Below are 13,144 nucleotides of genomic sequence, written 5' to 3'. Positions count from 1 at the left end.
TTTCAAAGGACACCGACCATGCGCCGCGCACTGATCGTCGTAGATGTGCAGAACGACTTCTGCGAAGGAGGCAGCCTCGCGGTCGCCGGCGGCGCGGACGTGGCCGCCGCCATCACCGATCTGATCGCGCAGTCCGAGAAGGGTTACCGGCACGTCGTCGCCACCCGTGACTGCCACATCGCGCCAGGTGGCCACTTCTCCGACCGCCCGGACTTCCGTACGTCCTGGCCGGCGCACTGCGTCGCGGGCACCGAGGGCGTCGGCTTCCATCCGAACTTCGCCCCGGCCGTCGCCTCCGGCGCCATCGACACCGTCTTCGACAAGGGGGCGTACGCCGCCGCCTACAGCGGATTCGAAGGCGTCGACGAGAACGGCACCCCGCTCGCCGAGTGGCTGCGCGACCGCGGGATCACCGACGTCGACGTGGTGGGCATCGCCACCGACCACTGCGTGCGCGCGACCGCGCTGGACGCGGCGCGCGAGGGCTTCGCCACGCATGTCCTGCTGGACCTGACGGCGGGGGTCGCCGAGGCGACCACCGAGCAGGCGCAGGAGGAGATGCGGCTCGCGGGCGTGGAACTCATCGGCAAACCGGTGGTCTGACTCGCGCCCTCGCCGGTCGCGGCCCCGGCCCACGGCGGTGGCGTTGCGGCCCACGGCGCCCACGGATGGCGCCGAAGGCGCCTGATAAGGGGCGCGGGGCTGTATAAATATGCCGCTCCGCGGCGTGGGCGCGACCAGCCCACCACCGGCCCGGTGGTCCGGACACGACAGAGACAGCCCCTTCGGGACGGTGACGCCCCGACGGTCTCGTCGGGGCTGGTCGCGCAGTTCCCCCGGGCCCCTCTAAGCGCGCCGGGCGCGCCCACGCGGCGGAGCCGCAAAGTGACACAGCCCCGCGCCCCTTACAGGGCGCCGCCGCTGGCCGTCCAAGCCTCCGGCACGGTCAACGGCTTCGGGACCAAGTAGGCCGGGAGGCTGGCGGGGACGCCGGAGCCGGAGCCGCTGAAGCCGGGGCTGGCTCGGTAGGACGGGTCGGCGGCCGGCCGTCGCTCCGGGCCCTGGCCCTTGAAGAGGGATCTGATCGGGTGCCACAGCTCATCCGCCCGCAACGGCGCCGTGCGCCAGATCAGGCCGTCCGGATGGTGCAGCACCGCCGTGATCTCGTCCGGGGTGGGCGGATGGGTGTTGCCGCGGAGGTACACCGAGCGCAGGCCGAGATTGCGCAGCCTGGTCAGCGCCCGTGAACGGTTCACGGCATGCACCACGACACGCACCGTGCCGCCGTCGCCACCCTGCGCGTTCGTCGCGCCGCGGGCACGGGGCACGCCCTTCGCTGACCCCGGCGGAGCCGCGGGCCGCGCCGGTCCGGGCTCCGTGGCGCGCGCTGGTCCGGGCGCCACGGTGCCTTCCTTCGGGCCGTCCGGCATGGGTGCGGGCAGGGTCAGGGCCACCACCACGGTGCCGTTCGGCAGTTTGCAGAACCCTCCTCGGGCCATTCCGGTCACACCCCCGTGAGCCGTCGTGTCAATAAGGAAATCGCACGACGCACCTAAACACGATCGGCCGCCGCCCCGCTAGTGGGCAACGGCCGATCATGCTTTGACCTGCGAATATGTAATTTTACTTAGATGCAGGCGCCACCTTGACGGTGATCGTCTCGCCGTTTCCGGGCTGCTGGACGATCTTGATCTGGGTGCCGGTGTCAGGAACCTTCACGCTTCCGGTCGGGTTCTCGTCCGTCCAGTACGCACCGTTGTGATCGTCGAAGACGGACACGCCCCGCAGCGACGGGATCCTCAGCGGCTCGTCGGCCTTGTGCAGCTTGAGCGCGGGCGTCCGATGGGTGCTGAAGGCCGCGTCGTACGGCTGGATCCGGTTGCGCAGCACCGTGCCGTCCGACCACTTCAGCGCCGCCGGGTGGGCGTCGATCGGCAGGATCAGGCCCTCACCCGGGTGGGCGCTGGTGTTGTTGTCCACCTGGGAGGTGTCCCAGAGCCAGATCACCAGGCCGTTCTGGTACGGGAAGTGCTCGACCCAGTCGGGCTTGGAGGCGAAGCCGAAGTTGTACGGGCCGACCTCGAGGGTCTTGTCGTACGACACGTACTCGCGGTTCTCGGCGATGTAGTACTCGTCGTAGTCCTTGGTGAAGGACTCGCCGATGCGGGAGAACCCGTCGGCCGTCCAACCGCCGGCGTCGGCCTCGGCGTCGTCGGTGAAGATCGGTGTGCCGTCCGCCGTGATGGCGAGGTCGTCGGCCGCGAAGCCCTTCTGCGCCACGCCACCGTCGGTGCTGTACCGGAAGCGCAGGTCGATCTTCTTGCCGGCGTACTCGTCCAACGGGAAGTCGAGCTTCTCGTAGGCGCCCGAGGTACCGGTCAGCGCAGGGCGGTCACCGCCGTCGCGCGGGATGGCCTTGCCGTCGGCGGTGCCGTCCAGCGGGGTCCAGTTGGCGCCGCCGTCCGTGGAGACCTCGGCGTAGAGGTAGTCGTAGTTCTCCTCGATGTCCCACCAGCCGTCCAGGGACAGGTCGGCGGACGACTTGCCGGTGAGGTCGACGGAGCGGGTCAGGGTGTTCTTGAGGTTGTCGCCCATGCCGCTCCACCACTGCGACTCGCCCTGTGCGGGCTTGACGATCGTGGTGGTGACGGACTTCTTCGGCAGGTCGACGACGAGCGCCTGGGGGTTCTTGGTGTTGTACTCCGAGACGCCCAGCGTGTGCGTGGACTTCGTGGCGGCCTTGCCCTCGGAGTAGCTCAACCAGCCCAACTGGAGCTTGTCCCAGGCGGTCATGTCACCCGGCAGGTTGCCGATGGCGTCCTTGCCGGTGCCGAGCCAGGAACCGGACGACATCAGCGACCAGAAGCCCACCGAGTTGTCGTCGGCGCCCGTGGTGTCGTACAGGTCGGGCAGGCCGAGGTCGTGGCCGTACTCGTGGGCGAAGACGCCGAGGCCGCCGTTCTCCGGCTGCATCGTGTAGTCGCCGACCCAGATGCCGGTGTCACCGATCTGGGTGCCGCCCGCCTCGTTGTCCGCCGGGCCGGTCATGCCGGCCTGGTCGCCGTACGCGTACCAGCGGTGCGCCCAGATGGCGTTCTCGCCCTGGTCGCCGCCGCCCGCGGACTCGTCCTCGCCGGCGTGCACGATCTGGAAGTGGTCGATGTAGCCGTCCGGCTCGTTGAAGTTGCCGTCGCCGTCGTAGTCGTAGCGGTCCCAGGTGTCGTACTGGGCGAGGTCGGCCTTGATGTCGGCGTCGCTCTTGCCCTGCGCCTGCTGGTCGGCGACCCAGGCGGTGACGCCGTCGCGGATCAGGTCCCAGACGCTGGCGCAGGTGGTGGAGCCGCAGTAGTCGGAGCCGTAGCGCGCCTCGTTGTAGGGGACCTTCACCCAGTCGGAGACCTCGCCGTCGACCGAGTAGCGGCCGGAGGAGGTCTTCTCGTAGTAGGTCTTCATCGAGTGCTTCGGCTTGCCGTCGGCGTCCTTGCCGGTGCCGAAGTACATGTCCTGGAAGTGCGCCTGGTTGTAGTCCGCCTGCCAGTCGGTGCTGTTGTCCTGGCCGCGGTCGGGCTCGGCGATCTGGTTGTGCGCCGGGCCGGGGTCGCCGCCGTACTTCACGACCGGCGCCTCGGGTCCGTCGGGACCGTCCGGGTCGTACATCGTGGTGTCGTCGACCTGGTCGCCGAACTCGGCCAGGATGGTGAAGATCTTGTCGGTCTTCTCCCGTCCCAGCTCGACGTACTTCTTGTCCCCGAGCTTGACGACCTCGGAGCCCTTGTCCATCTTGACCGACTTGCGGCCGGCCAGGACCTGGTTGAGCGCTTCCTTCTTCAGCTGCTCCTGGCGTTTGGTGAAGGGACCGTCCAGGTTGTCCCCGTGGTTCTTTCCGGACACTGCCGGATGCGCACCGTTCGCGGCCGTCGCCCCAGGGGCGCCCGCATCGGCCCCAGCAGGGGCATAGGCGGCGAAGGTCGCGGTGGCCGCCGCGAAGGCTGCGACCACCGCGCCGGCTCTGAAGGTCCGTCGTCTGCTTTTCATATGGGTACTCCTCCCCCGGCATACGCGGGTGCGTGCGGCCAGGGTCTCCGGTCGACTGCGCCGCGGTATCCGCGTCACGAGTGACGACATTCGAGACGACATTCGACCGGAGTTACCGAAGAAAAAACAGACCTTGACTTGAACTTGTCTACTCGCGTCCAGCACAGCCACCGCAGCCACCGCGGCGCTGCGCTGACGCTTCGGCAGCACACGGGCCCGTCTTCGCTCCGCGGCGCACCGGCGGTCCGTGGCACCCGAGCGCTTCCGGCCGATGTCGCCGATCATCAGATACCCGGCCTGTCGGATCATCCAACAGGCGCGCCGAACCGTCCACTTCCTGGACCCGGTGATTCCGTGCGCCCCCTGTGCAACGGCGCCCCGGCCCTGCACACGCTTCATCGGTGTGCCACCCGGGCATGCGAGCCGTATATCTGCATAGCCGCATGCCCGTGTGCGCACCCTGCCCCGTGTAGCCCCGTGCGTGCACCGTTCGGTATGCGCATCCCCATGTCCGCTTCCTCGAACGGATGACGTCATGCCTCGTCCGACCGCCACCCAGTTCGCCTACGGATCCCTCACCGTCGTCCTCTGCACCCTGGCGATGCTGCTGCTCTCCCAGACCACGTCCGGTGTGGGCGTGGCGGTGATCGCCGTCGTCGCGCTCGGCCTCGGCCTCCTGGTGGCGCTGACGGCCCCCTCGGCGCAGGGCTCGGACGACTCCGCCCAGCCGGACCCCAGGGCGGCAAAGACCGCTCCCGGCGCGGATCCGCAGGCCCGGACGAGCGGACCGGTGGACGGCGGCGGATCCACGCGGCCGGCCGACGGCGTACGCCACACGGCGCACGCGCGCCGCGGCCACGGGCGACGGGTCCGCGTGCACTGACGCGGTGGTCGGTCCCGGGTGCCGCTGGCCAGGGTGGTGTTCCGGCTGGTCGCCGGCGATCACTGGGTGCTGACGACCACCGTCTTGGCCGCCTTGTCGTGCAGTCCCTGCTTGTAGGGCCGGTCGAAGAACGACCAGCCGCCGGCGATCACCGTCCAGACGAAGGCGCAGCAGAACGCGAACGGCAGCCACAGCACGGCCGCCCGGGTCAGGCAGACCTGGACGCTGGGCGTGGCGCCGTCGTTCAGGTTCGCCACCCGCATATGGAGCAGCCGCTTGCCGAAGGTCTGCCCGTTCCTGGAGATCAGGTAGGTGTCGTACGCCATGTAGAGCACGGCGACCAGCACCGACTCCCCGATGGACCTGCCGAACTCCACCTGCCCCGAGTTGGTGTGGTACCTGATCAGGCCGAACGCGAAGGACAGCACGCCGGCGACGATGCCCACGATGATCATGTCGATGATGCGGGCGAGGACACGCTTGCCGCTGGGCGCGAGGGGCGCCATCCCGGCGAGCGGATCGGGTGAGTCGTAGGGCCCGCCACCGTACGGGCCGCCACCGTGCGGCCCACCCCCCTGGGGTCCGCCCCCGAAGGGGCCCCCGCCGAAGGGCCCGCCCGGCGGTGGGCCGCCACCTCCGGGCGCTCCGCCGTACGGGGTACCGCCTCCGTAGCCGCCGCCACCCGACGGGCCACCTCCTTCGGTGCCGGCACCACCGGGCCGGCCCCAGGCACCGCCCTCGGATCCGGGACCGTTCTCCTGAGAGGGGCCGGTTCCGGAGGCGTCGGTTCCGGAGGCGTCGGACCGGGGGGAGCCGCGGGGTGTGTCGGCGGTGGGCTGCGGGGCGGGGCGGTCGGGTGGGGGCGGCTTCCGGAAGGGCTCGTCGTCTTCGGGTGGCCGGCCGGGGCCCGGGGACGGCGGTTCGTTGCTCATGGCCCGAGTCGACCCCGAACGCCCCGGCTCCGCACTCGGCGGGCGCCCGTCCGGGCGACCGCCGCGCGGCCCCGCCACCCGGGGCGGGGCTCAGGTGCGGGGTCGCAGCGTCAGGGCGTCGGTGGAAGGCCGCCGGAGCGTCAGGACGCCACGAAGGTGTGGGCCGCCTTGTCGTGCCAGCACTGGCGCCACGGGCGGTCGAACAGGCACCACAGCACGCCCACGATGCCGATCGCCAGCAGGCCGGGCACGCTGTAGACCAGCCAGCGGCGCAGGGCGGCGCCGAAGCCGGGCACGTCGTGCCCCTCGATGTCGCGCACCTGGAGGCCGCAGAGCTTCTTGCCCAGGGTGCGGCCCCACTTGGCGGTCGGCAGAGCCTCGTAGAGCAGGCCGAAGACCAGCAGCACGGCGAGCACGATGCCCAGGCTGGCGCCCGTGGTGCCGTCGAGCAGCCAGACGGTGACGGTCTGGCCGGAGAGCTTGGCGGCGTCGATCTTGTCGTTGACGTGGTCGACCGCCTTGCTGCCGAGCGGCACGGCGGCCGCCGCGGTGACGCCACCGACGACGACGGTGTCGAGCAGCCGGGCGGCGAACCGCTTGCCGAGCGGCGCGGGCCGGGCCGCCGCCTGCTCCTGCGCGGCGGCCAGGAACGGATCGTTGACCGGTGGCTTCCACGGCACGACCGGCTCGTCGGCGCCGCGCCCGGCGTCCTGCGCGGGCGGCGCGGGCTCCGGTCGCCACGGTGCGGCGGCCGCCTCTCCCGGATGCCCGGCGGCCGGGCCGGCCGGCTGGTGCGGGAAGTACGGCATGGTCGCCGGGTTCGGAGGTACGGGGGGCGCGGTCTGCGGGCCCTGCGGGCCACCGAACTGGCCGTGCTGGGCCCCCGGCTGCGGCGGCACCTGCGGTCCGTGCTGCGGTGGCACCTGCGGCTGCGCTCCGGGGCGCACCGCACGGATCGTCACCGTGCCGCCGTCGCCGCCGTCGGCGGGGTGCCGCGGCGGGGCCTCGGCCGGGTCGCCGGAGGAGTCCTTGCCGAGGCCGGGACGGCGGAAGGTCACGGTGCCCTCGCCGGCGCCGTCGGGGCGCCCCGTGCCGCCCGTGCCCGCGCTGGAGCCCCGTTCCTCGGACGGTGCGGCACCGGACGTGCCCTGGGACGCGGGGCCCTGCTCGGCGGCGCGCAGCGGCATCGTGCCGTCCGGGAGGCGCGCCGCGTCGGGCGACTCCTCGCCGGCGTCCGGCCATTCGGCGTGCGGCAGCCGGGGGTCGATGCCCGCGGCCGCGGTGCCCCAGGTCACCTTGCGGCCCTGGTCGCCGAAGCCGGACTGCTGGGAGGCGTCGGCGCCCCACGAGGACGCGGGCTCCGGGCGGCCCGCGTGCCGGGAGCGCTCCGACGGCCGGCCGAGCGCACCCGAATCGGACGTGTCGCCGGAGTCCAGGGGGGCGGCGCCTCCTGCGGACTCCCGCGGATCCCGGGGGTCGCGGGGGTCCCGCCACGCCGGCTCCTCGTGCCGGGCCTCCCATCCCGTCGGCTCGCCGTGCACCGGCTGCGCCCCGCTGTCGTGGACGGACGATGCCGCGTACTCCGATCCGCCGTACTGCTCCTGGCGGTCGGGGTCGGGCTGGTGCGTGGCCAGGCCCTGCTGCTCGGGGATGCCGGAGTAGTGGTCGGGGGCCGGGTGGTCGGCGGTGTCGGGCTGGTCGGGTCCGGCCTGTTCCGGGATGTCCACGTGGTCCGGGGTGCCGGGGCTCTGGTGCGGGACGGCGGACCGGGACGACTCCTCGTCGAAGAAGACGGGGCCCGTCTCCTCTGCGACCGGCGCGGCCGGGCTCACGCCGGGCGGGGGCGGCAGGGTCTCTCCTGCGGCGGGTGCCGGACGGCTCGTCCCGGGCACCCAGGCGGCACCGTTCCAGTACCGGACGTATCCGGGAATGGACGGGTCGGGGTAATAGCCTTCGCGGGGCCTGTCGTCGCCTGGTGCCGGGGTTGGGGCGCTCATGTCCGTCGTCCCGTATCTGCTCGGGGATGCTGTTGAGGGTCCACATCTATCAGACCCGCGCACGCCCCTGGGCCGGTGTGCGCGCACGGACCCCTTTCCGGTTACCCCCGGTCTCCCGGCCGACCCCCGTCCGTCCGCCGTGTCCTGGTATTCCGTTACCGATTCCCGCCGTGGCTTCCCGGCCGTGGCGCGCGCGTCGGCGCCTGGAGACCGCCGCCTGGCCGGCCCTCCGCGCGCCCGCCGCACCTCTCCGGGTGACCGTCCGGGCCCGCCGCTGCTCATGCTGCGGCAAATTTTTCCCCCCAACCCGCGTAATGCTCGGCCCTTCGCGCGCTCTGTCCATGGGGGGCCGTCTCGTGGACACCACCGCGAGGCGCTGGCCCGACCTCAGGACCGAGAGAAAGGGCACTGCATGCACAACGTGGTGGAACGCGAGTTGGAGTTGAACCTGGTTCTGTCGCCCGAACGCAGCATCCCCGTGCCGGCGCGGTTCGCCTACCGCTCCGACGATCCGTACGCCGTCCACGTCACCTTCCACATCGGCTCGGATCACGCGGTGCACTGGTCGTTCGCGCGGGAGTTGCTGGTGGAGGGCGTGTTCCGGCCGTGCGGGCACGGTGACGTGCGGGTGTGGCCGTCGAAGACGGACGGCCGCAGCGTCGTCCTGCTGGCGCTCAGCTCGCCCAAGGGCAGTGCGCTCCTGGAGGCGCCGGCGATCGCCGTGACCGCCTGGCTGGAGCGCACCCTGCGGGCGGTTCCGCCCGGCACCGAGACCGAGCGGCTCGGCATGGACAGCGGTCTCGCCGAACTGCTGGCGCCCACGGCGCCCGACGATCTGCGGCTGACCGAGCGGTCGCCGTCCGACGAGACACCGGGCGGTGAGTGAGACCGCGAGGGGGGAAGCGGTGTCCGGGACGCGGTGAGATCACGCGTCCCGGGCACGTCCGTGTCCCGCGCCGGGCACGCTCAGAACAGCTTCCCGGGGTTGAGGATGCCGTGCGGGTCGAAGGTCTGCTTGACGGCGCGCTGCATCTCGACGCCGACCGGGCCGATCTCGCGCGCCAGCCACTCCTTCTTGAGCAGCCCCACCCCGTGCTCGCCCGTGATGGTGCCGCCGAGCTCCAGGCCGAGCGCCATGATCTCGTCGAAGGACGCGTGGGCCCGCCGGGACTCGTCGGGGTCGGACGCGTCGAAGCAGACGGTGGGGTGGGTGTTTCCGTCGCCGGCGTGCGCGATGACGCCGATGGTCAGCCGGTGCTTGTCGGCGATGCGTTCGACGCCCTCGATCAGCTCGCCCAGCCGGGACCGCGGCACGCACACGTCGTCGATCATCGTGGTGCCCGTGGCGGCCTCCAGGGCGGGGAGCGCCAGCCGCCGGGCCTGGAGCAGCAGTTCCGATTCGGCCGGGTCGTCGGCCGGCACGACCTCCGTGGCGCCCGCCTCCCGGCACAGCTCGCCGAGTGCGGCGAGGTCCGCGGCCGGATCGGCGGTGTCGAAGCCGGCGAGCAGCAGCGACTCGGTGGTCTCCGGCAGGCCCATCTGCGCCATGGCGTTGACGGCGCGCAGGGTGGTGCGGTCCATCAGCTCCAGCAGCGACGGCACATGGCCGCTCGCCATGATCCGGCACACCGCGTCGCTGGCCTCCTTGGCCGAGCCGAACTCGGCGGCCAGCACCAGCTGGACGGGCGGCTGCGGCTTGAGCGCGAGCACGGCGCGCACGACGACGCCGAGGGTGCCCTCGGAGCCGACGAACAGCCGGGTGAGGTCGTATCCGGCGACGCCCTTGGCGGTGCGCCGCCCGGTGCTCATCAGGCGCCCGTCGGCGAGGACGACGTCGAGGCCGAGGACGTACTCGGCGGTGACCCCGTACTTGACGCAGCACAGGCCGCCGGACGCGGTGCCGATGTTGCCGCCGATGGTGCACGTCTCCCAGCTGGACGGGTCCGGCGGGTAGTACAGGTCGTGCTCGTTCACCGCACGCGACAGCGCGGCGTTCACGACGCCCGGCTCGACGACGGCGATCCGGTCGACCGGGTTGATCTCCAGGATGCGGTCCATCTTGACCAGGGAGAGCACGATGCAGCCGTCGCTGGCGTTGGCGGCGCCGGACAGGCCGGTGCGGGCGCCCTGCGGCACGACGGGGACGCGCAGTTCGTGGGCGGTGCGCAGGGTGTGCTGGACGTGTTCGACGGTGCGGGCCAGCACCACGGCGGCGGGCGCGCCGGCGTCGCAGAAACTCGCCATGTCGTGTGCGTAGGAGGCCACCACGTCCGGGTCGGTGAGGACGGCTTCCTCGGGGAGACCGGAGCGGAGACGTTCGACGAGAGTGGGACTCATGATCACAGCGTGACACCCAGGGCCAACGGTGGGAACTCTTCCGGCGGCACGGCCGGGCCCGGGGATGCAGGAGGCGCTGACTCGGTGGGCTCCCCCGAATCGACCGCCGGCACCCCGGTGACCCTCGCCGCGCGCCGTGCGGGACCCGGCGTCACAGGTTCCCGCGGATGGCCTGCTCCCGCTCGATCGCCTCGAAGAGGGCCTTGAAGTTGCCCTTGCCGAAGCCCATGGAGCCGTGCCGCTCGATCAGTTCGAAGAACACCGTCGGACGGTCCTGGACCGGCTTGGTGAAGATCTGCAACAGATAGCCGTCCTCGTCCCGGTCGGCCAGGATCTTCAGCTCCCGCAGCGTCTCGATCGGCACCCGGGTGTCGCCCACCCACTCGCCCAGGGTGTCGTAGTACGAGTCGGGGGTGTCGAGGAACCGCACCCCGGCGGCGCGCATCGCACGGACCGTCTCGACGATGTCCGGCGTGCTGAGCGCGATGTGCTGGACGCCAGCGCCGCCGTAGAACTCCAGGTACTCGTCGATCTGCGACTTCTTCTTGCCGACGGCGGGCTCGTTGATGGGGAACTTGACCTTGCGGGTGCCGTCGGCGACCACCTTCGACATCAGGGCGCTGTACTCGGTCGCGATGTCGTCGCCCACGAACTCCTTCATGTTCGTGAAGCCCATGACCTTGTTGTAGAAGTCCACCCACTCGTTCATCCGGCCGAGTTCCACGTTGCCGACGCAGTGGTCGATGGCCTGGAAGGTACGGCGGCGCGGCGGCTCGACGATGGGGTCGGCGGCGGTGAACCCGGGCAGGTACGGGCCCTCGTAGCCGGACCGCTCGACGAGGGTGTGGCGGGTGTTGCCGTAAGTGGCGACGGTGGCGAGCACCACGGTGCCGTGCTCGTCCTCGACCTCGTGCGGCTCGGTCAGCCCGCGGGCGCCGTGCGCGGTGGCGTAGGCGTACGCGGCCCGCGCGTCGGGCACCTCGATGGCGAGGTCGACGACCCCGTCACCGTGCTCGGCGACGTGGTCCGCGAGGAAGCGGCCCCAGTCGGAGGCCGGCTTGATGACGGAGGTGAGGACGAACCGCGCGGAGCCGTTCTCCAGGACGTAGGAGGCGGTCTCCCGGCTGCCGGTCTCCGGTCCTGCGTACGCCACGAGCCGCATGCCGAAGGCGGACGAGTAGTAGTGCGCCGCCTGCTTGGCGTTGCCCACGGCGAAGACGACCGCGTCCATGCCCTTCACCGGGAAGGGATCGGCCTGCCGGGCGGTGTCGGGGGTCTGGGGGTGCGCCTGTGTGTGCGCTGAGCTGGTTGCCATAAGGGCAGGTTCTCGCCACTCCACAAGGTGCGCAACAGATCGCTGATTCACTGGTCAATCTGTTCAGCCGTACGGCACTATGATCGGGCGATCTGTACAGGATGACCATTGAGCGTATGACCCCGGCCACATAGCCGCCAGCCGCACCGCCTGTCCCCCTGGTCCCCGATCCCCTTTCTCCCGTCCCCCGTCCCCGTCCCCGTCCCCCGTCCCCCCGTCTCCCCGGAGGCCCCCTTGGCGATCGACCGTCTCGACGGCCAGCTTCTCGTGCTGCTCGCCCGTGAGCCGCGCATCGGCGTCCTGGAGGCGTCCCGTCGGCTCGGCGTGGCGCGCGGCACCGTGCAGGCACGCCTGGACCGGATGCAGGCCAACGGCGTCATCCGCGGTTTCGGGCCGCAGGTCGACCCGGCCGCGCTGGGCTACCCCGTCACGGCCTTCGCCACCCTCCAGATCCGGCAGGGCCGGGGCCCGTCCGTGCGCGCCCACCTGGCGACCGTTCCGGAGGTGCTGGAGCTGCACACCACCACCGGCAGCGGCGACATGCTGTGCCGTCTGGTGGCCCGCTCGAACGCCGACCTCCAGCGCGTGATCGACCGTGTCGTGGGGTTCGACGGGATCGTGCGGGCCTCCACCGCGATCGTCATGGAGAACCCGGTGCCGTTGCGGATCATCCCGCTGGTGGAGCAGGCGGCGGAGGACGACTGAGAGCCGCGGACGGCCCGGTACGGGGCTCAGCAGCCCGGTACCGCCGCGCCCTTCTTCAGGTTCCGCAACGCCTCGACGGCGCCCTTCAGACTGGTCACGGAGACCAGCCGCAGCCCCTTCGGCAGCTCCGCCCGGGCCTCGGAGCACTCGTCCTTCGGGACCAGGAACACGGTGGCGCCGTCACGCCGGGCCGCCTGCGTCTTCAGGGCCACCCCACCGACGGCACCGACCTTGCCGCCGGACGTGATCGTGCCGGTGCCCGCGATGACCCGACCGCCGGTGAGGTCGCCGCCGCCGCCGTCACCGGCCACCTTGTCGACGATGCCGAGGGCGAACAGCAGCCCGGCGCTGGGCCCACCGACGTCGGCGAGCCGCAGCTTCACCTGCACGTCCTTGGCGGACTTGCCCAGGTATCCGAGGGCGGCCGAGGTGGCGGAGTCCTGCGACTGCTTCATCTCGCGAGCGTTGTGCTGCTCGATCTGCCTGGTGTTCCCGCCGCCGGGATACACCGAGTCGTGGGGCATCACGGCACGGTCCGTGCGGAACCAGCCGTCCAGCACGTCGCCCAGGAACACGTCCTGGTCGGGCCCCGTGGCGACGATCGTCGTCATCCGCAGTTGCCCGCTGGTATGGCGCACCGGGGCACCACCGATCGTCACGACCGGCTGCCCGTGGTACTTCCCCAGCACGTTCGCCGTCAGCCCCGGCTGTGCCACGGAGAACGGCAACGGCGCGAAGACGGCGGAACCCAGTAGCCCGACGACGGGCAGTGCGCAAAGGGCGAGCCCCTTGATCCGACCAAGCCTGAACACCGCCCCAATCTATCCCGGACCGCGGTGCCGCCCGTCCACGGGCCTCGTGGCCGGCCGGCGGGTGCGCCGGCGCACGCTCAGCCCCGCGCCGGCGGCACCCCGGGAGCGCCTCCGCGGTACCGGGCGCC

General features: G+C 71.7%; 10 protein-coding genes and 1 pseudogene. 4 read left to right on the top strand and 7 right to left on the bottom strand.

Features of this window, described 5'->3' with window-relative positions; all coding sequences use genetic code 11:
• The first annotated feature begins 18 nt into the window (after positions 1-18).
• On the top strand, positions 19-603 hold the full coding sequence (locus tag NQO67_RS27950) for an isochorismatase family protein (protein ID WP_255953055.1): 585 nt from the start codon (positions 19-21) through the stop codon (positions 601-603).
• Between the two features lie 434 nt (positions 604-1,037).
• Here NQO67_RS27950 and NQO67_RS27945 read toward each other — a convergent pair.
• Positions 1,038-1,283 (bottom strand): annotated as a pseudogene (locus NQO67_RS27945) (hypothetical protein); the annotation flags it as partial.
• Between the two features lie 340 nt (positions 1,284-1,623).
• On the bottom strand, positions 1,624-4,035 hold the full coding sequence (locus tag NQO67_RS27940) for an immune inhibitor A domain-containing protein (protein WP_255953054.1): 2,412 nt from the start codon (positions 4,033-4,035) through the stop codon (positions 1,624-1,626).
• Positions 4,036-4,570: 535 nt separating this feature from the next.
• Between NQO67_RS27940 and NQO67_RS27935 the strand changes: the two genes are divergently transcribed.
• Positions 4,571-4,918 (top strand): hypothetical protein, encoded by a 348-nt coding sequence (locus NQO67_RS27935; RefSeq protein WP_255953053.1) that lies wholly within the window; start codon positions 4,571-4,573, stop codon positions 4,916-4,918.
• A gap of 59 nt (positions 4,919-4,977) precedes the next feature.
• Here NQO67_RS27935 and NQO67_RS27930 read toward each other — a convergent pair whose 3' ends face one another.
• Positions 4,978-5,850, bottom strand: a complete 873-nt coding sequence (locus NQO67_RS27930; protein WP_255953052.1) for an RDD family protein — start codon at positions 5,848-5,850, stop codon at positions 4,978-4,980.
• Between the two features lie 140 nt (positions 5,851-5,990).
• Positions 5,991-7,847 carry an RDD family protein gene (locus NQO67_RS27925; protein WP_255953050.1) on the bottom strand — a complete coding sequence of 619 codons (1,857 nt, stop codon included), beginning with the start codon at positions 7,845-7,847 and terminating at the stop codon, positions 5,991-5,993.
• A gap of 412 nt (positions 7,848-8,259) precedes the next feature.
• Here NQO67_RS27925 and NQO67_RS27920 point away from each other — a divergent pair, with 412 nt between their 5' ends.
• Positions 8,260-8,733, top strand: a complete 474-nt coding sequence (locus NQO67_RS27920) for an SsgA family sporulation/cell division regulator (protein WP_255953049.1) — start codon at positions 8,260-8,262, stop codon at positions 8,731-8,733.
• An 80-nt stretch (positions 8,734-8,813) separates the two neighbouring features.
• Here the strand turns inward: NQO67_RS27920 and NQO67_RS27915 are convergent, their stop codons facing one another.
• Together NQO67_RS27915 and hppD are read right to left on the bottom strand one after the other, a co-directional pair.
• A complete protein-coding gene (locus NQO67_RS27915; RefSeq protein ID WP_255953048.1) occupies positions 8,814-10,184 on the bottom strand; it encodes an FAD-binding oxidoreductase in 1,371 nt (456 codons plus the stop codon).
• Between the two features lie 151 nt (positions 10,185-10,335).
• Complete coding sequence (gene hppD, locus NQO67_RS27910) at positions 10,336-11,499, bottom strand: 4-hydroxyphenylpyruvate dioxygenase (protein WP_255953047.1); 1,164 nt, start codon at positions 11,497-11,499, stop codon at positions 10,336-10,338.
• Between the two features lie 234 nt (positions 11,500-11,733).
• Between hppD and NQO67_RS27905 the strand changes: the two genes are divergently transcribed.
• Positions 11,734-12,204: an Lrp/AsnC family transcriptional regulator gene (locus NQO67_RS27905; protein ID WP_255953046.1), complete on the top strand. Its 471-nt coding sequence runs from the start codon at positions 11,734-11,736 to the stop codon at positions 12,202-12,204.
• A 26-nt stretch (positions 12,205-12,230) separates the two neighbouring features.
• On the opposite strand, the gene NQO67_RS27900 is transcribed toward NQO67_RS27905, so the two are convergent.
• A complete protein-coding gene (locus NQO67_RS27900; RefSeq protein WP_255953163.1) occupies positions 12,231-13,025 on the bottom strand; it encodes a S16 family serine protease in 795 nt (264 codons plus the stop codon).
• Between the last annotated feature and the right edge of the window lie 119 nt (positions 13,026-13,144).

This window comes from Streptomyces odontomachi (assembly GCF_024435355.1).
GTDB lineage: Bacteria > Actinomycetota > Actinomycetes > Streptomycetales > Streptomycetaceae > Streptomyces > Streptomyces odontomachi.
This window is presented reverse-complemented; position numbering and strand designations above follow the sequence as displayed.

Bases quoted from the DNA above. Each gene is read 5' to 3' on its own strand.
- NQO67_RS27950 (WP_255953055.1), top strand. From the start codon at position 19: ATGCGCCGCGCACTGATCGTCGTAGATGTGCAGAACGACTTCTGCGAA.
- NQO67_RS27940 (WP_255953054.1), bottom strand. From the start codon at position 4,035: ATGAAAAGCAGACGACGGACCTTCAGAGCCGGCGCGGTGGTCGCAGCC.
- NQO67_RS27935 (WP_255953053.1), top strand. From the start codon at position 4,571: ATGCCTCGTCCGACCGCCACCCAGTTCGCCTACGGATCCCTCACCGTC.
- NQO67_RS27930 (WP_255953052.1), bottom strand. From the start codon at position 5,850: ATGAGCAACGAACCGCCGTCCCCGGGCCCCGGCCGGCCACCCGAAGAC.
- NQO67_RS27925 (WP_255953050.1), bottom strand. From the start codon at position 7,847: ATGAGCGCCCCAACCCCGGCACCAGGCGACGACAGGCCCCGCGAAGGC.
- NQO67_RS27920 (WP_255953049.1), top strand. From the start codon at position 8,260: ATGCACAACGTGGTGGAACGCGAGTTGGAGTTGAACCTGGTTCTGTCG.
- NQO67_RS27915 (WP_255953048.1), bottom strand. From the start codon at position 10,184: ATGAGTCCCACTCTCGTCGAACGTCTCCGCTCCGGTCTCCCCGAGGAA.
- hppD (WP_255953047.1), bottom strand. From the start codon at position 11,499: ATGGCAACCAGCTCAGCGCACACACAGGCGCACCCCCAGACCCCCGAC.